Below are 19,191 nucleotides of genomic sequence, written 5' to 3'. Positions count from 1 at the left end.
AGGCATATATCAGCAGCTAAGGTAACCGTCGACGGGCGGCATGCCGGCGAGGAGTTCGTATGGGCGCTGAGCACTTGCCCACCTCTGAATTCGACATTGAGGAACTTGAGCAGTCCATGACCTCCAGCGACCCCGCAGACGCTCCGGAAATGGTGCAGCTACTTGCCTGGGACGGAACGCTGCGGGAGGACGTCCAGTACGGGCCCTACGCCGCGCATCTGGACGGCGAGGCCCTTCGCGGGTTGTACCGGGACATGTTCCTGGTCAGGCGCTTTGACCAGGAAGCCGTGGCGCTGCAGCGCCAGGGACAACTGGTTATGTGGCCGCCGTTGCTGGGGCAGGAGGCCGCCCAGATCGGTTCCGGCACCGCACTGCAGGCAAACGATTACGTCTTCCCGACGTACCGCGAGCACGGTGTGGCGCTGACCCGCGGGCTCGAACTGTCCGCCTTGCTGAAGCTCTTCCGCGGTGTTTCCAGCGGCGGCTGGGATCCCCGGGAAAAGAACTTCCACCTCTACACGCTGGTCCTCGCCGCCCAGACCCTGCACGCCGTCGGCTACGCCATGGGCCTGCAGCGGGACGGCGAGGACGGTGTCAGTGTCGCCTACTTCGGCGACGGCGCCAGCTCCGAGGGCGACGTCCATGAGTCGATGGTCTTCGCGGCCTCGAACCAGTCTCCGGTGGTCTTCTTCTGCCAGAACAATCACTGGGCCATCTCTGTGCCTACCGAAGTGCAGTCGCGGATCCCGCTGTCGAACCGTGCCAGCGGCTACGGCTTCCCGGGAATCCGGGTGGACGGCAATGACGTGGTTGCCGTCCACGCCGTCATGCGCTGGGCGTTGGAGCATGCGCGTTCCGGCCGTGGCCCGGTGCTTATCGAGGCGTTCACCTACCGAATGAGCGCGCACACCACTGCGGACGATCCCACCAAGTACCGGCTCTCCGCCGAGGAGGACGCCTGGAGGGACAAGGATCCGCTTAAACGCCTGGAACGGTATCTGCGCTCCAGCAACACCGCGGATGACTCATACTTCGAGGAGGTCGCGGTCCAGGGCGATGAGCTGGCTGCCAAGGTCCGAGCCGAGGTCCTGGCCATGACCGGTCCGGAAATGGTGCAGAGCTTCAATAACGTCTACGCCGACCCGCACCCGCTGGTCGCCGAAGAACTCGCCTGGCACCGGGAGTACGAGGCGGGCTTCGCGGACGCCGACGAGGCAGGGGAGAGCAACTAGTGGCCAACATGACCATCGCCAAGGCCATTACCGCCGGCCTTCGCGAAACGATGAAGAACAACCCGAAGACCATGCTCATGGGCGAGGATATCGGCGCTTTGGGCGGCGTCTACCGGGTGACCGAAGGCCTGCAGGCCGAGTTCGGCAAGACCCGCGTGGTCGACACCCCGCTGGCTGAATCCGGCATCATCGGCACGGCAATCGGACTGGCGTTCCGCGGCTACCGGCCTGTCTGCGAAATCCAGTTCGACGGTTTCGTGTTCCCGGGCTTCAATCAGATCACCACGCAGCTGGCCAAAATCCACGCCCGCAGCTCCGGCGATCTCAGCGCCCCCGTCGTCATCCGCATTCCCTACGGCGGCGGTATCGGCTCCATCGAGCACCACTCCGAATCGCCGGAGGCACTCTTCGCGCACACCGCGGGGCTGCGCATCATTACCCCGTCCAATCCGCACGATGCCTACTGGATGATCCAGCAGGCCGTCGAGTCGAACGACCCGGTCATCGTGTTCGAGCCCAAGCGCCGCTATTGGCTCAAGGGCGAAGTGGACACGGAGAGTCCCGGCCAGGACGCGTTCAGCGCCAAGGTGGTCCGCGAGGGAACGGACGCCACGATCGTCGCCTACGGCCCGCTCGTCCCGGTCGCGCTGGCAGCGGCGCAGGCCGCCGAGGAGGACGGCAACAGCGTGGAGGTGATCGATCTGCGCTCCATCTCGCCGATCGACTTCGACACCATCACGACGTCGGTGCACAAGACCGGGCACCTGATCGTCACCCACGAGGCACCCACTTTCGGCGGCGTCGGCGGCGAGATCGCCGCACGCATCTCGGAACGCGCCTTCCTCAGCCTCGAGGCCCCGGTGCTGCGGGTGGGCGGTTTCCACATGCCCTACCCCGTGGCCAAGGTGGAAGAGCACTATCTTCCGGACATCGACCGCCTGCTTGAGGCCCTCGACCGTTCCCTCGCCTACTGACGCATCGGAGTTTCCATGTCGAACATCGAATCATTCAACCTCCCGGACGTCGGCGAAGGCCTGGTCGAAGCCGAAATCGTCTCCTGGAAGGTCAAGCCCGGGGACACCGTCGCCGTCAACGACGTGATCGTGGAGATTGAAACGGCCAAGTCCCTGGTAGAGCTGCCCAGCCCGTACGCGGGCGTCGTGGCGGAACTGCTCGTGCCCGAGGGCGAGACCATCGAGGTGGGCACGCCGATCATCTCCGTGAACGTCGGCAGTGCCGGCCAGCCCGCACCCGTGAAGGACACCGGGGACGCGCTCCAAGCGTCCGCGCGTCCGGACAGCGCTGCCCTGCCGCAGGAAGCGCCCGCGAAAACGGAGGGCGATCCGCTGGCGGGCGCAGTCGAGGCAGCGCCGGCAGCCAGCGAACCGGGCATGGTCAGCGGATCACTGGTCGGCTCAGGACCCAAGGCAGATGCTGTCAAGCGCCGCCCGCGCCGCACGTCCGGCCCCAGCCCCAGCCCTACTACGGACCAAACAACGACGGCGGCTCCCCACCACCACGGCGTCTCCGATTCGGCGCCACAGCAGCATGCCCCGCATGTGCCGCCGGTTCCCTCGGCTGCGTCCCCTGACTCCGCCGTCGAAAGCGGACTAATCCGGGACGGTGCCAAGGGACAACAGCGCGGCGAGGCTGTGCAGGCCGCGGTGAACCGCTTGCTGACCCGCGTGCTGGCGAAGCCGCCGGTGCGCAAGGCTGCCAAGGATCTGGGGATCGATTTGGCGGACATCACCCCCACGGGCCGCGGTGGAGAGGTCACCAAGGCGGACCTGCTGAGCTATCAGGCACAGCGGGATGCCGAACTGGACCAGGCCGAGACCTTCTGGGCGCCGAGCAAGAAGCCGCAGAACCAGCGCATCGAACGGGTCAAGGTCAAGGGTGTCCGAAAGGCCACGGCTAAGGCCATGGTTGAATCGGCCTTCTCCGCTCCGCACGTAAGCATCTTCGTGGATGTGGACGCCTCCCGGACCATGGAGTTCGTCAAGCGGCTTAAGGTCAGCCGCGACTTCGAAGGCATCAAGATTTCACCGTTGCTGATTCTGGCTAAAGCGGTGATTTGGGCGGCAGCGCGGAACCCCTCCGTCAACGCCACGTGGACCGATGACGAGATCCTGATCAAGCACTTCATGAATCTCGGGATCGCCGCCGCCACGCCGCGCGGTCTGATGGTGCCGAATATCAAGGATGCACAGGATCTGTCCCTGAAGGAACTGGCCATCGCCCTCAACGAGTTGGCTACCAAAGCGCGCGCGGGCAAGACCCAACCTGCCGAGATGCAGGGCGGCACGTTGACCATCACCAACGTTGGTGCGTTGGGCATCGACACCGGCACTCCCATTATCAATCCGGGCGAAGTCGCGATCGTGGCCTTCGGCACCATCAAGCAGAAGCCCTGGGTGCTGGACGGGGAAGTCATTCCTCGCTGGATCACTACTCTTGGCGGCTCCTTCGACCATCGTGTGGTGGACGGCGACCTTTCCGCCCGTTTCATGGCCGACGTTGCCGCGATCATGGAAGAACCCGCGCTTCTGCTCGATTAAGTGCCGCGGAACGCGTAGTCGTCGAAGGGATCCACGACGGAGGCACGGCGGATCCCTATTGCCGTGGGCTATGATCGAGCGAATGTGGCGTAAAGGAGACCATCCCGATGACAAGCACTGATCTTTCCGGTTCTGTTTCCACCGCGGACCTGTATGACGAGCGAGGCGAGGACCTCCAGTCGGTGCCGCTGCAGTTTCAAGACCTGGGTGGCAACGTGGCATTCAGCGGACCCGTCCGTACCATTCGTTGCCATGAAGACAACGGATTGGTGAAATCCGTTCTGTATTCACCCGGCGGAGGCTCGGTTCTCGTGGTGGACGGCGGCGGCTCGCTCAACACCGCCCTGATGGGGGACATGATCGCCGCAGCAGCGGTGGAAAACGGCTGGGCCGGCGTCATCATCAATGGGCCCATACGCGACCGCATTGCCATTGCGCAACTGTCGCTGGGGGTCAAGGCACTGGGCAGCAACCCGCGCAAGAGTGCTAAGGACTCTCTCGGCGAGGTGGATGTGCCCGTCGAGATCGCTGGTGTGGCATTCCGGCCAGGTGCCATGGTTTATGCCGACGCGGATGGCATCCTCGTCGAGCGCTGACCATTCGAAAACGGGGACCGCCTGCGCCTGTGATTGACTTGGGCCATGAGCAATAACCGACCTTCAGGGTCCGGCAACCGTCCCGACGTGCCTAAAATCGACTGGCGCCGCACCCTTTGGGGCATGGCCGTCATATTCCTGCTGAGCTATGTGTTCATATTTCTGTTCCCGGGCATGAACGGCATTCTGCGCATCATCCTGGTCCTTGGCCTCTACTTCGGCGGCCGCTATGTCTACTACAAGTACCTCAAGAAGCGCTGATAGCTGCTACCGGGCGCCCATAGCCTCCTGCAACACGGGCGCCAGCCGGCGCACGCCCTCGCGGATGTTCTCTGTGGACACGGCGCTGAATGCCAGCCTGAGCTTGCTGGAGGGATCATCAGAGGGGGTGAAAGCGGCACCGGGGATGAAGATGACGCCGGCGTCGATCGCCTTGTACAACAGTGGATAGGTATCGATTCCCTCCGGCAGGCTCACCCAGACGAAGAAACCTCCCTGCGGCTGGGTCCAGCTGACGCCTTCCGGCATGAAATCTTCGAGCGCTTGAAGCATGGCTGCGCAGCGCTCTGCATAGAGGCTGCGGTAGGTAGTGATCTGGCCGCGCCAATCGTGGCCGTCCAGGTACTCTGAGATGAGCATCTGGTTCAGTGTGGGCGGGCAGAGCGTGACCGCCTCGCTGGCCAGGTAGAAACGCCGCTGCAAGTGCGCCGGAACCAGAGCCCAGCCGATCCTCAGGCCGGGCGCGAGAATCTTCGAGAAAGAACCCATGTAGATCACGTCGTCCGCGTTGCCCGCGCGGAGCGGGGCGATCGGATGGCCGTCGAAGCGCAGCAGGCCGTACGGGTTGTCCTCGATAATCAGGATGTTCGCGTCCTGGCAGATCTGTACGACGCGCTGCCGGCGCTCTGCGGCGAGCGTGATGCCCGATGGGTTGTTGAAGTTGGGGATGGTGTAAAGGAACTTGATATTGCCGCCGGCAGAACGGACCTCATCGATGCGCCGCTGCAGTTCATCGGGAACGAGGCCGAGCTCGTCCATTGCCACGGCCGCCACCGTGACTTCATAAGCCTCGAAAGTGTTCAGGGCACCCACATAAGTCGGGTCTTCGCAAAGCACAACGTCGCCGGGATTGCAGAAGACCTTGCAGGCGACGTCCTGGGCGGACTGGGAACCGGTGGTGATCACTACGTTTGCTGGGTCCGCATCCTCAATGCCTTCCTCGGCCATGACTTCGCAGGCCTGGGCCCGAAGCCGCTCGGTTCCTTGGCCGCCGCCGTACTGGAGGGCTGTTAAGCCCTGCTCGGTAATGAGGCGGTAGGCCATCCCGCCGAGCTTCTCCAGGGGCAGGGACTGCAGGAACGGATTCCCCCCGGCAAGAGAGACGAGGCCAGGCTGTAGCGAAATATCGAAGACATCGCGAACGGCGGATTGCTTGATTTTAGCTGCCCGGTCGGAGTAAAGGCTATGGTGCCGGTGCGAAGTGACCGCGCGCTCAAGGGCAACTTCGGTTTCGGTTGGCATGTCGGCAGAAGCGGAAGATTCCTGTGTTCTCACTCACACAGGATAACCCGAACAGTTGCCCTCAAGGCAACAGCTGTTTTCTATTTGTGCTGTTGGCCTCGTGCCTCGCGACTACAGCCAGCCCGCTTCTTTGGCCTTTAGCGCTGCTTGGAAGCGGCTTTCGGCGCCCAGTTCTTCGAGCATCCATGCGATATGCCGGCGGCAGGTCCGCACGCTGATGTCCAGCCTTCGTGCAATCACTTCGTCGGAGTAACCGGCAGCCATGCCCCGGAGAACGGACCGCTGAATGCTATTGAGGTCAGCAGGGTTTCGGCCTTCCGTCTCCCAGCCGTAGGGGGTGGCCAGTTCCCATGCCACATTGAATAGCTGCGTGAATACATGGATCAGATTGGCGTCGCGCACCACCAGAGCCGCTCGATCGTCCGCGTCCAATTGGCGGGCTACGAGTGCCAAGGACTGGTCGAAGATCAGGACTTTCAATGGCACGTAGGGCAATGTCCGATACTCCAGGCCCGCAGGGGCTGTGGCGGCGACCGCCTTCCGGGTAGGAACGTGATCCAGTGTGCTGGCATTGTAGAGATTTTTTCTGACAATCCCGCGTTCCAGCAGTTCCAGGTCCTTCTGGATGCCCTCTTCATGGACCTCGGCCGTAGATCCTGAGCCAGGCTGGCTGATCAGGACCTGTTCTGTGACATCCCGCCCATAGTCCATCAGCAGCTTTCGAATTACCCCGGGGTCTTCGAGTATTTCGATGGACGAATCGAGAGCGATTCGCTTTCGTGCCGCAAGATATGTGGGGACCAGCGAAGCCATATCGCTCCGGTGCCCGCTGATTTTGGCGCGTAGATCGATAAGCAGGCGTTCGTCGGCCTCGACTAGCTGCGCCAAGGCCACGTCCGGAGAGATGGCCGTAAAGCAGTCCACATCAGGCGCCGGCTGTTGGAACAGGCGTCGTCCGGTGAGCTCAGTAATGGCGCTATTGAGATCCCGAATGGTGTAGCCGAGCGCAGTCGAAGCGGACTCCTTGGTCCAGTCCGGGTGGGTTACCGCATATTCATAAAGCTCAAAGGCTGTCCCACTCAACATCTGGTGCCCCCTCAAGCATGATTCGTGGCATGTAACTATTTGCCATGTCCGGTATATGCCACCCAACTGTAGTGGTCATACTCAAATCATACTCATGTTGGAAAATCCTTGAATCAGGCGGGAATCCGCGGTTTTGACCATGCGTCGGGACGTTCATGAACGCCGGGACTCGTCCCGATAAGGGCATGTCATGATGTTGCCCCCATATTGACTGGACAGCATGTAGGGCGACGCGGAACTCTTGAAGAGTCGGGGGAACGATACTCGATGGATTGCCACTCACATCGAAGGGGAATGACATGTTCAAGAAGATCGCCGGCATAACGGCAGGTCTACTGCTTGCTGTAGGCGCGGTCTCGGCGGCCACTCCTGCAGTGGCAATCGACCAGAGCCAGCAGTCCAACGCAATCGTTACGGCTGCCTGGGACTGGTAATAAGCTGCCCCACCGCAACAGCATACCCGCTGATCCCGTAACCAGGACGGCAACGGCTATTCCTCCCCAACCACCAGCGAGCAGATCTAGGAGAAGCGCATGAGCCAGCTGACAGCCGTACGCTCTTCGGAAAAGCTCAGTCTCAAACGCTACTGGTGGGTCCTGTCTATTTACACGGGTAGACAAGACGTAGCCGAAGCCGTCATAGGAGAACTGGTTACACCACTGGTGGCCCACGCTCGCCGCGAAGGCGTGGGCCGCTGGTACTTCAGCCACCATGTTGATGAGGTGGGGCCTCACATAAAGGTCCGGTTCCTGGGCCACCGCTCAGCCCTTGATAGCCTCCAAAGGTTTGAGCTGGCGGCCCGGAACCGGCTCCTTGAAATCCTGCCAACAGTTCGAGTCCAGCAGCACTATGTCGTGTCGCCGGACAATATAGAGTTGGTCGGCGCTCTGGGATCGGATTCTGTCGCCTTAGTGCAGGAATCGGATCTGGACAGATTCGGCGGGCTCGAAGGGCTTGAACTTGCCGAAGAGGTCTTTGAACTGTCTTCTGAACTTGGTAGCTGGGCAGCGCAACGGTTCAACAAGTCGCAGGGCCGCACTGCCCTTGGTGCCCTATTGCTCTCCGATGCGGCTTGGGCCATGCTCAACGGGCCGAAGGCTCCGCAGTGGCCAGACCGCCGCCGGCTCTCCTGGGATTACTGCTGGGACAACCACCTTCGTGTTTCGACCATGGAACTTGGACGTGGCGCTGCCAAGGCCCGACTCGGTTTGACTGCCACCCTGGCGCCGAAAACCGCACCGATGCACCGACTCATGGCCGCTACGGCAGCCGAAGGAAGCGTGCAAAACTGGCGTCGCCGCTGGAAGCGGGCTATTGACGCCTACCTGTACCGGGCAGATAAATCGAGGGTTAGCCGCGGTGCACAGAATCTGACTTTCAGCCAGTCACATCTGATGATGAACCGCTTGGGCTTCACACTGTGGGAAGAGGCGGCTTTGGGAATTTATGCCCGCGCCTGGACCCCGGAAACTGAGTCCGCTCTGTTGGAGAAGAGAAGACGATGACTCCCTATGGCATCAAATCGGCGCCCGTGGGCCCTCTGGCACCCGGCAACGCAGAACAAGGCCCGGCTTCAGCACTCGACCAGATCGGAGTCGTGGGAGCCCACGGCCAGGATGGCGATCTGTGGAACTTGACTGGGAGCGATTACTCGCGAGATGCAGCTTGGGCAGACCACGCCTGGCAGTAAATCCCGCATCACAACCCCATAAACCACTGGCCGGAGCTTCCCCCAACGGTTCCGGCCAGTTCCCCCAAGGCTTACTGGCCGGAACTGCCCCCAACGGTTCCGGCCAGTCGGCTGTTCGGGGCCAATCAGCACGCTCACCCGGATACACGCTGGCTGATGACTACTTCACGTCGAGGAGTTTTTCAATTGGGATGCCGTTAACCAGCACTATGGCTTCGGCAACACCGGCGGCTGTGGCGGCGGTCTGTTCCAGCTGAGCTTCAATGCGAGGACCATCACAGGTTCCGCCGACGGTGACACTACCGGACAGATTAACTGTCACGGTGTCGCCGTCTTGACTACTGCTCTGATAAGACAACGCGGAGGAATTCAGCGCGTTATAGAGGCCCGACTCGCTTAGAAACTCCTGCTTGTTTGCTAACAAGTGTGTCATGCTCGCCCCAAGCTGATCGGTGAATGTTACAGGTTGTGTAAGGGTCGCAACGAGGCTGTCTCCGCACCCTATACCGCTGCCTGAGGTCTCCTCGCCGGCAAGCCCGATGTAGTAGACGGTCAGGGGAACTGTAATGGGGGCCTGTGCAGCTGGCGCTGGTGCTTCGGGAACGGCAGGTCCGCGTCCGCTGAGGTAATCCTCAATCCGAATCCCGTTGACCAGGATGATGGCCTCCCCGACTCCGGCGGCAGTGGCTGCGGTCTGTCTTAGTTGCCATTCCACGCGCGGGTCATCGCACGAGCCTCCGGATTTGAGCTCGCCGGCAAGATGGACGGTGACGGTGTCGCCATTGATCCTGGCGCGTTCGAAGGTCAGCGTGGATTCGTGGAGGGCGTTGTAAAGCCCGGATGATCCATGCAATCTGTCCCTCTCGGCGAGCAGGCGCTCGATGCTGGCCTGCACCTGATCCTGAGTCTTGACAGGCTCCGTATACGTGGCGACGAGGCTGTCCCTGCAGCCGATCTCCGCGCCGGAGACTCCGCCGTCTTCTACGGCAATGTAATACATCGTCAACGGAACTCCTGCCCCGTTCTCGGACCTTACCGAAATTTCCGGCTGGGCGACGGGCGCTGCAGCCGTTTCCTCGGTCGGTGCGGGGGCCTTCACCGATGGTGCCGATGCCGCTGGCGGTGCTGATGGGCCGGGAGCCGGAGCCGTTGGCGGGGCAATGGCCTGCGGCTCGGCAGCGACCGTGGCCGGTGGATTTGCCGTTGGCGACTGCCCTTGACCGGTCGGAGGGCTGCACGCTGTCAGAGTCAGCAGCAGTGCTGCCGATGCGGTCCCCAGAACCCGTTGCTTGCTCATGTTGACCCCCTGGAAACGTGATGCCGCCGGGACGAGGATGCTCATGCATCCGCTCAGGGGCCGGTGGCCTGTGGTTATCACTCACGATACGCGCGAAAGAACCAGCCACAAACGGGTTTCCGGTCACCATCCCGTTGCAGGTTTGTCACGTCCCGGACTCGTCGATCAACACAGTTCTGACACCGGAGAGTCTTGGGCTCCCGTTTGTTATCCCGCTTCACAATTCGTTGAAAAGTTCAATTCAGTGCCGCTGAGGTGCGTCACCGAGTATCGTGTCTATAACGATGAAGTGATGTGTTTGACGTCACAAAACGAGTCGCGCAGACTGATGGGTGAACACTCGTTCGTTACGCGAACATTCAGGTTATCCCGGGTCTCCAGGGGATCACTAAGGAGTAGAAATGAAACGTAGACTGACCGCGCTTGTGGCCGCAGTTTCAGTGCTCGCCCTATCTGCCTGCGGCAGTGGCTCCCCGAGCGGTGGCGGTTCCGAGGCTCCCGCCGACGCCGGTAGCGGCGGACTGACCAAGATCTCCGTCGGGGTGATCCCGATTGTGGATACGGCACCCATCTGGCTCGGTGACGAGAAGGGCTTCTTCGCCGAAGAAGGTCTAGAGCTGGACCTGCAGACCGCTACCGGCGGAGCCGCGATCGTTCCCGGCGTGGTCAGCGGCAGTTTTGACTTCGCTTTCTCCAACCTGATTTCGGTCATGGTGGCGAACGACAAAGGACTGGACCTGCAGTTCGTTGCCAACGGGGCCTCCACAACCGGTGAAGAAGAGTCAGGCTTCGGTGCCGTGGTCGTTCCTGAAGATTCCGATATTCAGTCCGCGGCCGACCTCGAAGGCAAGACTGTTTCGGTCAACAACCTCTCCAATATCGGCGACACGACCATCAAGCACGTGGTTGAACAGGACGGCGGGAATCCTGACAACATCGACTTCGTGGAAGTAGCATTCCCAGATGCTCCGGCAGCACTCCAAAACGGGCAGGTTGATGCCGCATGGATTCTGGATCCCTTCCTGACCCAGGCACGGTCCGAGGGGGCCCGTGTGGTGTCGTGGAACTTCACGGAGATGCACCCGGAACTCGACATTGCCGGCTACTTTACGACTTCCGAAAAGGTTCAGAGCGAACCGGAACTGGTGGAGAAGTTCACCAGAGCCATGAACAAGTCCCTTGAATACGCGCAGGAGAACCCGCAGGAAGTCCGCGACATCGTCGGAACCTACACCGAAATCGATGCTGAAACCCTCGCAGAGCTGACCTTGCCGGAATACCGCCCGGAATTCAGCCGTGAAGCGGCCCAGACGCTCGGCGAAGCGGCCGCAAAGTACGGCACGTTGAGCGAGGCCCCGAACCTGGATGAGCTGCTGCCATGACCCAAGAAGCCGTAACAACAAACAGTGCTGCGCCCATCCCGCGGGGCAGAAAGCAGCCAGCAAAGAAGCTGCCGTCGAAGCAGCTGCTTGGGATCGCGGGCATTATCGGGTTCCTGCTGCTGTGGGAGCTGGTTCCCCGGGTGGGCATCGTTGAGCCCCGCTTCCTGCCGCCGGCCAGTGAGGTCATCGCGGCGCTGATCACTGATTTCGGTTTGACGGCGTTCTGGGTTGCGGTAGGCGAGACCATGCTGGCCTGGGCGATCGGTCTGGTGATGGCGATCGTGCTGGCCGTGGTGCTGGGCTTCATCATCGGTTCATCGATGTTCCTGCGGAAGTTCACCAACTCGACCGTGGAGTTCCTCCGCCCGATCCCGTCGGTGGCGCTGATCCCGCTGGCCGTGCTGCTGTTCGGCGTGAAGATCGAATCAACCCTGATGCTGGTGGTCTACGCATCGTTCTGGCAGGTCTTCATCCAGGTGCTCTACGGAGTGGCCGATGTGGACAATGTGGCGATGCAGACCGCCAAGTCCTACGGCCTGGGCGCCATGGCCCGGGTCCGCCACGTGGTGTTCCCGACGGCGCTGCCGTACCTGATGACCGGCATCCGCCTTGCAGCCTCCGTGGCGCTGATCCTAGCGATCACGGCCGAACTGGTGATCGGTTCCCCCGGTTTGGGCAGGGAGATCGCCCTGGCCCAGTCCGGCGGCGCGATCTCGGGGATGTACGCGCTGGTACTCGCGACCGGCCTGATCGGCGTCGTCATTAATCTGGTCATGCGTTTCATTGAGCGCAAGACCTTGTCCTGGCATTCCTCGATCCGTTCGGAGGTGATCGTATGAGGTTCTTGAAGACTCTCGGATACGTGCTGGCGCTGCCTCTGATCCTGGTTGCAATTTGGTGGGCTTCGACGCTGGGGGAGACGAATTTCTTCGTGCCGACCCCGGCCCTGCTGGCGGAGGCGTTTGCCGAGACATGGTTCGGGGAGCGGATTCTCTCTGATGTGCTGCCCAGTATCGGGCGGTTGGTCGTCGGGGTGGTCTCGGCGATCATCATCGGCATTGTCGCGGGCCTGTTGATCGGTTCGGTCAAGTGGCTTCGGGACCTGACGGAACCGGTGCTCGAATTCTTCCGCGCCATTCCGCCGCCGGTCCTGGTGCCGGTGCTGATGCTGCTGATGGGCATTACGGACGGTATGAAGGTCGCGGTGATCATTTCGGGCTGCGTGTGGCCGGTGCTGCTGAACACCATCGAAGGTGTCCGCGCCATTGATGGGGTGCTCTCCGATTCGGCGCACACGTACGGCATCCAGGGCTGGGCGCGGGTCAAGTACCTGGTGCTTCCCTCGGCCGGGCCGCAGATCATGGCCGGTATCCGCCAGTGCCTGTCCATCGGTTTGATCCTGATGGTCATTTCCGAAATGTTCGCCTCGTCCTCGGGGCTCGGCTTCACAATCGTGCAGTTCCAGCGGTCCTTCGCGATTCCGGAAATGTGGTCCGGCATTGTGGTCCTGGGCCTGATCGGCGTCGCCTTGTCATTCATCTTCCAGTGGACCGAGCGGCGTGTGCTGCGCTGGTACCACGGCCTGCGAGAGGTAGAAAATGCAGTCTGAAACAACACCCGGAACCACCCCCGCCCCGGCAGGCAAGACCCTGCCCGGGAACGAGGCCATGCTCTCGGTCCGGAACCTGAAGAAGGTTTACAAGACCGACGGCGGCGATATCGAGGCCGTGCGGAACCTGACATTCGACCTGAAGGCCGGCGAGCTGGCCTGCCTGGTCGGCCCGTCCGGCTCCGGCAAGACCACCCTGCTCAAGTGCATCTCCGGGCTGATGGCACCGACCGAGGGCGAAGTGCTCCTGAACGGCACACAAGTCTCCGGGCCGCCGAAGAAGATGGCCGTCGTGTTCCAGGAATACGGCCGCTCCCTCTTCCCCTGGATGCGGGTGCGCGAAAACGTTGAGCTGCCGCTGAAGAACCAGGGCGTGCCCCGTGCCGAGCGGGACAAGCTCGTCGACGACGCGCTGGAGGCCGTGGGACTGTCCCACGTGCCGCAGTCCTACCCCTGGCAGCTCTCCGGCGGCATGCAGCAGCGCGTGGCGATCGCCCGCGCCGTGGCGTACCAGCCCGAAGTGCTGCTCATGGACGAGCCGTTCGCGGCCGTGGACGCTCAGACCCGAGCGGACCTGGAAGACTTGATCCGCACCGTCTGGCGCAAACTCGGTGTCACGGTCCTGTTCGTTACCCACGACATCGACGAGTCCGTCTACCTCGGCGAACGGGTGATCATCCTTTCCAGTTCGCCGACGGTCATCCAGGAAGACCTGGCCATCGACCTGCCGGACGAGCGCGACCAGCTCAACACCCGTTCGCTGCCGCGCTTCACCGAACTGCGCCACCACGTCTACGAACAGATCCAGCTCGCCAAGCAGGGCCACCGCCCCGCGGCTGCGGTGCAGACCGATTCCGGCGCAGGTTCCGCCACTGCCTGATATGTCCTGTCAGAACGGAAAGCGCCGGCCTTCCCCTGCGGGGAGGTCGGCGCTTTCCGAGGTCGAAGTGTCTAGAACGCGATGCGCTTGAGCAGATCGCGAAGGGCTTCGCGTTCTTGCAGCGTCAACGCTGACAGGGACTGGTCCTCCGCGCGGCGGATAATCGCCTCGGCCCGCTTGTAGAGGTTCCGGCCCGCTGTGGTGGCCACAATGACCTTGGAGCGCCGGTCGCGCGGGTCCGTTTCGCGGGTGACGGCGCCGCGCTGCTCCAGCTGGTCCACCAGGGCGACGATCTGGCTGGGATCCAGGCTCAGGAAGTCCGCGAGTTCGCGCTGTGAAGGATTCTCGCCACTGCACGCGAGGGAGAGGACCGAATAGGAACGGACCTTCAGGTCCAGCTCCGCGAGCATGTTGTTGGCCCGTCCTGACCCCAGGGACCGGGCGCGCGCCGTGAGGAACTCGATCTCGTTGGCCAGTTCGGTGGTGTGGAGACGCTGGGCCCCGTTTGCGTTCTCGGCCAGGTCGGCGTCGTTGCCCCTGGTCGTAGTTTGTGCGGACATCGTTCCTCATCCGTTGATTGGTTCAATACTGTTGACTTTTTCAATGATATACGTTGTCATTGATATTAGTTCAGGATAACCCCAAAACACCGGCCTGAGGCCGGTGGAAGCGAAGGAGCTTTAAATGTCACTGGCAGGAAAAGTAGCCATTGTTACCGGCAGCGGACGCGGACTGGGTCTCGCCTATGCTCAGGAGCTCGCCCGCCAGGGTGCCGCCGTCGTTATTAATGATGTTGACGAGCAGGTGGCCCGCGAGGCCGTCGAGAGCATCACCGGTGCCGGCGGCAAGGCTGTAGCCGTTGTCGCTCCCGTTGGTTCCACCGAGACCGCCCAGCAGTTGGTCAAGACCGCCGTCGAGTCCTTCGGCGGGCTGGACATCCTGGTCACCAACGCCGGCGTGCTGCGGGATAAGTCCCTGCTGAAGATGACCGACGAGGACTTCGACCTGGTCATCAACGTGCACCTGCGCGGGACCTTCACCTGCGTCCGCGAGGCCTACGCCTACTTCAAGGAAAACAACGTTGCCGGACGCATCATCACCATCGGGTCCCCGACCGGGCAGCGCGGCAACTTCGGCCAGACCAACTACGCCGCCGCGAAGGCCGGCGTTGTCGGCATGGTGCGCACCTGGGCGCTGGAAATGAAGAAGGCCGGCGTCACCGCCAACGCCATCATCCCGGTAGCGGCGACGGCGATGACCAAGACCGTGCCGTTCTTTCAGAAGGCGGTGGAGGCCGACGAGCGAGGCGAGGCCATGCCGGACTTCTTCCGCAAGGACCTGGGCTTTGGAACGGCCGACGACGTTGCCGGCCTGGTGGCCTTCCTCGCCTCCGAGGCCGCCGCCAAGGTGACCGGCCAGGCGATCGGTGTCGGCGGCGACCGGCTGCAGCTGTGGTCGCACCCGGAGGCCGTGGCCACCGAGTACAAGGACGGCGGCTGGAGCTACGAGGAACTGGTCGAGCGGTTCGATGATCTCTTCGGCGAGCGGCTGCAGGGCGTGGGCGAGGAGTTCCCGGAACTGCCCGCCGAGCTGCAGCCCGAGGCTGCGGGAGCGAAGTAAACATGGCGGCGACGGCATACGAACTCGGGATCGACGCCGGGGCGATTGAAGCGGTCGACATGCACGTGCACGTAGAGATCGACAACTGCGGCCACGTGTCCCTGCCTCCGGCGCTGAATGACGCGTCGAGCAAGTACTTCAAGGCCGAGGAACGTACGCCGTCCCTGGACAGCATCGCGGAAACCTACCGGGCGCTGAACATGGCGGCCGTCGTCTTCACCGTAGACGCCCGGACCAAGCTCAAGCGCGAACCCAACAGCATCGAGGACATTGTCGAGGGCGCGGCGCGGAACAACGACGTGCTGATCCCGTTCGGCTCCGTCGACCCGCTGACCGGTGCGGACGCGATCGACCGGGCCAAGCGGCTGGCCGGCGACTACGGGGTGCGCGGCTTCAAGTTCCACCCCAGCCTGCAGGGCTTCGACCCGAGCAATGAGCAGTACTACCCGCTCTGGGAGGCGCTGCAGGAAATCGGTCTGCCGGCAATCTTCCACACCGGCCAGAACGGCATGGGCGCTGGACTGCCCGGCGGCTACGGCATCAAGCTGGCGTACTCCAACCCGCTGCTGCTCGACGCCGTCGCCGCGGACTTCCCCGAGTTCCAGCTCATCATGGCACACCCCTCGGTGCCCTGGCAGGATGAGGCGAATTCGATTGCCACGCACAAGGCAAACGTGTTCATCGACCTCTCCGGCTGGTCTCCGAAGTACTTCCCGGAGTCGCTGGTCAAGATGTCCAACTCGGTGCTGCAGGATAAGGTCCTGTTCGGCACCGACTACCCGCTGATTACCCCGCAGAAATGGCTCAGCGCGTTCGCTGACCTGCCGCTGAAGGACGAGGTCAGACCGAAGATCCTGAAGGCCAACGCCGTGAAGCTGCTGGGCCTCAAGGCTGGGAGAAAGGCATGAGTGTGGCCGCAGATGTACGGACCGGAGCCGCGGCGGGACGCTTTTACCCCTCGGATCAGTACGGCTTCTCGTCCCTGCTTACCGAGAACGAACTGGCGGTGCTGGGGCGGCTGCGCAAGGTGCTGGACGAGCAGGTCCATCCGCTGCTGGCCGACTACTGGGAGGCCGGAGAGTTTCCCTACCAGATTGCGCAGCCGCTGTTCGATCTGAACCTGATGGAACCCTCGCAGCCGGACGGCGGCGCCGTCGCCAGCGGGCTCTATGTGGGCTTCCGGAACTTTGAACTGGCCCGCACTGATGCCTCCGTGGCGACGTTCTACAATGCCCAGTCCGGCCTGTTCCGGACCGCTGTCAATCTTGGCGGCAGCGCCGAGCAGGCGGCGGAACTGGACCCGAAGATCCGCTCCTTTGACTACAAGGGCGTCTTCGCGCTGACCGAGCCGGACCACGGTTCGGACATCGCCGGCGGGCTGGAAACCAGTGCCCGGAGGGACGGGGACACCTGGACCATCAACGGCGCCAAGCGCTGGATCGGGGGAGCGGCCTCCGCCGACGTGCTGGCGGTTTTCGCCCGGGACGAGGCGGACCAGCAGGTCAAGGCTTTCCTCGTTCCGACCGACGCGCCGGGCGTGGCCATCTCCAAGATCCACCGGAAGACCTCGCTGCGCCTGATGCAGAACGCCGATATCGACTTCCGCGATGTGACCGTGCCGGAATCCGCCCGGTTGCAGAACGTCAACTCCTTTGCCGACGTCGCCGCCATGCTGCGGAACATGCGCTCGGACGTGGCGTGGATTGCTGCGGGCCTGCAGGCCGGGGCCTATGAGGCGGCGGTCCGGTATGTGAAGCAGCGCCAGCAGTTCGGCAAGAGCCTCGGTAGCTTCCAGCTGGTCCAGGAGAAGCTGGCCACGATGCTGGGCAACGTCACCGCTTCCCTTGGCATGGTGGTGCGGCTGACCCAGCAGCAGGAACAGGGCATCTACGCGGATGAGAACTCCGCGCTGGCCAAGATGTTCTGCTGCGCCCGGATGCGCGAAACCGTCGCCCTGGCCCGCGAAGTGGTCGGCGGCAACGGGATCACGTTGGATACCGACGTCGCACGTTTCCACGCGGATGCAGAAGCCGTCTATTCCTACGAAGGCACGCATGAGATCAATGCGCTGATCGTCGGGCGGGCCATCACGGGCAAGGGCGCCTTCCGCTAAATATTCGTCAATACCCTCAACATCTACCTTTCAGGAGCATCTTATGAGCAACCTCGTTGTGACTTTCGAAGAACTGTCCGGGCTGGTCGGCAAGGACCTCGGCTACACCGATTACCTTGAGATCACCCAGGACCAGATCAACACCTTCGCCGACGCCACGAACGACCACCAGTGGATCCACACCGACCCGGAGAAGGCCAAGGACGGTCCCTTCGGCGCCCCGATCGCGCACGGCTTCCTCAGCCTGTCGCTCATCATCCCGCTGTGGAGCGAACTGTTCGACGTCGAAGGAGTCAAGACCAAGGTCAACTACGGACTGGACCGTGTCCGCTTCACCAACCCGGTCAAGGTCGGTGCCAAGGTCCGCCTGCACTCCGTCATCGCCGAAGTCACCGAGGTCAAGGGCGGCGTGCAGATCAAGACCAGCAACACCATCGAGATCGAAGGCGAAGAACGTCCCGCCGTCGTCGCGGAATTCCTCGCCCGGTTCTACGCCTAACCCCGCGCCAGGACAAGTCAGCGTCCGGGCGAAGTCAACACCCACCTCAAGGAAGAGGCTCGTTATGAAAAGGCATTTCTCCAAAGTTCTTGCCGGCGGCGCCATCATCGCCCTTGCCCTGACCGGCTGTGGCTCAGGCTCTCCATCCGGCACCGGTGGCGGCGCTGCCGGCGAGACCGGCGCCGCCAGCGGTGACCTCACCAAGATCACGGTCGGCGTGCTTTCGATCGCCCCGTCGGGCGCGATGCAGTACGGCATCGAGGAGGGCATCTTCGAGAAGCACGGCCTCGAACTGGAACTGCAGACAGGGCAGGGCGGTGCGGCCATGCTGCCGGCCGTTTCCACCGGGACCATGAACTTTGCGGTGGGCAACCCGCTCTCAGTCATGACCGCCGCGAACAAGGGCCTGGACATGAAGATCGTCTCCGGCTACAGCAACTCGCGGGCCGAGGGCGAGGACAACAACGCAGTCATCGTCAAGGCTGACTCGGGCATCGAGGACTTTGCCGACCTGGCCGGCAAGACCACCGCGGTCAACACGCTCAAGACCCAGGGCGACCTGACCATCATGGAATCGGCCGCGATGGACGGTGCGGATCCATCCAAGCTGAACTTCAGCGAAATGCCGTTCCCGGACATGGAAGCACAGCTGGAACGCGGCAACGTGGACGCCATCTGGGTGCCGGAGCCGTTCCAGTCACGGGCGCTGTCCAATGACAACTACAAGCTGCTGGGCTATCCGAACCAGAAGACGCTGCCGGGCCTGCCGACCATGGTGACCTTCACCAGCGGCAGCTATGCCGAGCAGAACCCGGAGATTGTGGCGGACTTCAAGGCGGCGGTGACCGAAACATTGACCGCCGCAGAGGCCGACACCGACGGCGTCCGCGCGGTCCTGCCGGAGTTCATGGGCATGCCGGAGGAGGTCGCCAAGAACCTGAAGATGGAAGAGTTCGACGGCGAAGTCCGCACCGAAGTGCTCAACGATATGGGCGAGCTGATGGTCAAGTACGAGTACGTGGACAGCACGCCCGACGTGGCTGCCATGACCGTGCAATAACAGCCGGCACATGTCCAACAGATGGGCGGTTCCCTGCACGGGAGCCGC

General features: G+C 62.6%; 20 protein-coding genes. 16 read left to right on the top strand and 4 right to left on the bottom strand.

What is annotated here, in order from left to right; translation table 11 throughout:
* Window positions 1–59 precede the first annotated feature (59 nt).
* The 5 genes from pdhA (at window position 60) to AC5RWO_RS04185 (ending at window position 4,647) form a co-directional block, all read left to right on the top strand.
* A complete protein-coding gene (gene pdhA / locus AC5RWO_RS04205) occupies window positions 60–1,232 on the top strand; it encodes a pyruvate dehydrogenase (acetyl-transferring) E1 component subunit alpha (protein WP_498729628.1) in 1,173 nt (390 codons plus the stop codon).
* Window positions 1,232–2,206, top strand: a complete 975-nt coding sequence (locus AC5RWO_RS04200) for an alpha-ketoacid dehydrogenase subunit beta (protein ID WP_101632544.1) — start codon at window positions 1,232–1,234, stop codon at window positions 2,204–2,206. The genes pdhA and AC5RWO_RS04200 overlap by 1 nt, the downstream gene beginning before the upstream one ends.
* Before the next feature lie 15 nt (window positions 2,207–2,221).
* A complete protein-coding gene (locus AC5RWO_RS04195; protein ID WP_498729627.1) occupies window positions 2,222–3,790 on the top strand; it encodes a dihydrolipoamide acetyltransferase family protein in 1,569 nt (522 codons plus the stop codon).
* Window positions 3,791–3,897: 107 nt separating this feature from the next.
* The gene (rraA, locus tag AC5RWO_RS04190; protein ID WP_498729626.1) at window positions 3,898–4,386 is read left to right on the top strand and encodes a ribonuclease E activity regulator RraA; all 489 of its coding nucleotides are present in this window, start codon (window positions 3,898–3,900) and stop codon (window positions 4,384–4,386) included.
* Between the two features lie 45 nt (window positions 4,387–4,431).
* A complete protein-coding gene (locus AC5RWO_RS04185) occupies window positions 4,432–4,647 on the top strand; it encodes a hypothetical protein (protein ID WP_139006979.1) in 216 nt (71 codons plus the stop codon).
* A gap of 6 nt (window positions 4,648–4,653) precedes the next feature.
* On the opposite strand, the gene AC5RWO_RS04180 is transcribed toward AC5RWO_RS04185, so the two are convergent.
* Both AC5RWO_RS04180 and AC5RWO_RS04175 read right to left on the bottom strand, forming a co-directional pair.
* Window positions 4,654–5,907, bottom strand: coding sequence for an aminotransferase-like domain-containing protein (locus AC5RWO_RS04180; RefSeq protein ID WP_498729625.1), 1,254 nt, complete (start codon window positions 5,905–5,907; stop codon window positions 4,654–4,656).
* 111 nt (window positions 5,908–6,018) lie between these two features.
* A complete protein-coding gene (locus AC5RWO_RS04175; RefSeq protein ID WP_498729623.1) occupies window positions 6,019–6,993 on the bottom strand; it encodes a helix-turn-helix transcriptional regulator in 975 nt (324 codons plus the stop codon).
* A 299-nt stretch (window positions 6,994–7,292) separates the two neighbouring features.
* Here AC5RWO_RS04175 and AC5RWO_RS04170 point away from each other — a divergent pair, with 299 nt between their 5' ends.
* Together AC5RWO_RS04170 and AC5RWO_RS04165 are read left to right on the top strand one after the other, a co-directional pair.
* Window positions 7,293–7,427 carry a hypothetical protein gene (locus tag AC5RWO_RS04170; protein WP_498729621.1) on the top strand — a complete coding sequence of 45 codons (135 nt, stop codon included), beginning with the start codon at window positions 7,293–7,295 and terminating at the stop codon, window positions 7,425–7,427.
* Between the two features lie 99 nt (window positions 7,428–7,526).
* On the top strand, window positions 7,527–8,498 hold the full coding sequence (locus AC5RWO_RS04165; protein ID WP_498729620.1) for a lantibiotic dehydratase C-terminal domain-containing protein: 972 nt from the start codon (window positions 7,527–7,529) through the stop codon (window positions 8,496–8,498).
* 345 nt (window positions 8,499–8,843) lie between these two features.
* On the opposite strand, the gene AC5RWO_RS04160 is transcribed toward AC5RWO_RS04165, so the two are convergent.
* The gene (locus AC5RWO_RS04160) at window positions 8,844–9,683 is read right to left on the bottom strand and encodes a GerMN domain-containing protein (protein ID WP_498730083.1); all 840 of its coding nucleotides are present in this window, start codon (window positions 9,681–9,683) and stop codon (window positions 8,844–8,846) included.
* 698 nt (window positions 9,684–10,381) lie between these two features.
* On the opposite strand from AC5RWO_RS04160, the gene AC5RWO_RS04155 reads away from it, so the two are divergent.
* The 4 genes from AC5RWO_RS04155 to AC5RWO_RS04140 are packed head-to-tail and all read left to right on the top strand — an operon-like array spanning window position 10,382 to window position 13,851.
* Entirely contained in the window at window positions 10,382–11,362 is a 981-nt protein-coding gene (locus tag AC5RWO_RS04155) for an ABC transporter substrate-binding protein (RefSeq protein WP_498729619.1), read from the top strand.
* Window positions 11,359–12,201, top strand: a complete 843-nt coding sequence (locus AC5RWO_RS04150) for an ABC transporter permease (protein WP_498729618.1) — start codon at window positions 11,359–11,361, stop codon at window positions 12,199–12,201. Before AC5RWO_RS04155 ends, AC5RWO_RS04150 begins: the two co-directional genes overlap by 4 nt.
* Window positions 12,198–12,971 carry an ABC transporter permease gene (locus AC5RWO_RS04145; RefSeq protein ID WP_498729616.1) on the top strand — a complete coding sequence of 258 codons (774 nt, stop codon included), beginning with the start codon at window positions 12,198–12,200 and terminating at the stop codon, window positions 12,969–12,971. The genes AC5RWO_RS04150 and AC5RWO_RS04145 overlap by 4 nt, the downstream gene beginning before the upstream one ends.
* Window positions 12,961–13,851, top strand: a complete 891-nt coding sequence (locus AC5RWO_RS04140; protein WP_498729614.1) for an ABC transporter ATP-binding protein — start codon at window positions 12,961–12,963, stop codon at window positions 13,849–13,851. Before AC5RWO_RS04145 ends, AC5RWO_RS04140 begins: the two co-directional genes overlap by 11 nt.
* 71 nt (window positions 13,852–13,922) lie before the next feature.
* On the opposite strand, the gene AC5RWO_RS04135 is transcribed toward AC5RWO_RS04140, so the two are convergent.
* Window positions 13,923–14,411, bottom strand: coding sequence for a MarR family winged helix-turn-helix transcriptional regulator (locus AC5RWO_RS04135; protein ID WP_498729612.1), 489 nt, complete (start codon window positions 14,409–14,411; stop codon window positions 13,923–13,925).
* Between the two features lie 124 nt (window positions 14,412–14,535).
* Between AC5RWO_RS04135 and AC5RWO_RS04130 the strand changes: the two genes are divergently transcribed.
* The 5 genes from AC5RWO_RS04130 (at window position 14,536) to AC5RWO_RS04110 (ending at window position 19,143) form a co-directional block, all read left to right on the top strand.
* A complete protein-coding gene (locus AC5RWO_RS04130) occupies window positions 14,536–15,471 on the top strand; it encodes an SDR family NAD(P)-dependent oxidoreductase (RefSeq protein ID WP_498729610.1) in 936 nt (311 codons plus the stop codon).
* Window positions 15,472–15,473: 2 nt separating this feature from the next.
* Entirely contained in the window at window positions 15,474–16,379 is a 906-nt protein-coding gene (locus AC5RWO_RS04125) for an amidohydrolase family protein (RefSeq protein WP_498729608.1), read from the top strand.
* Window positions 16,376–17,584, top strand: a complete 1,209-nt coding sequence (locus AC5RWO_RS04120; protein WP_498729606.1) for an acyl-CoA dehydrogenase family protein — start codon at window positions 16,376–16,378, stop codon at window positions 17,582–17,584. Before AC5RWO_RS04125 ends, AC5RWO_RS04120 begins: the two co-directional genes overlap by 4 nt.
* 43 nt (window positions 17,585–17,627) lie before the next feature.
* The gene (locus AC5RWO_RS04115) at window positions 17,628–18,083 is read left to right on the top strand and encodes a MaoC family dehydratase (protein WP_074700654.1); all 456 of its coding nucleotides are present in this window, start codon (window positions 17,628–17,630) and stop codon (window positions 18,081–18,083) included.
* Window positions 18,084–18,147: 64 nt separating this feature from the next.
* Window positions 18,148–19,143 (top strand): ABC transporter substrate-binding protein, encoded by a 996-nt coding sequence (locus tag AC5RWO_RS04110; protein ID WP_498729605.1) that lies wholly within the window; start codon window positions 18,148–18,150, stop codon window positions 19,141–19,143.
* The last annotated feature ends 48 nt before the right edge of the window (window positions 19,144–19,191 follow it).

This window comes from Arthrobacter sp. B055-34 (assembly GCF_059090425.1).
The sequence above is the reverse complement of the archived record's forward strand: the minus strand, read 5'-3'. Positions and strand labels throughout refer to the sequence as shown.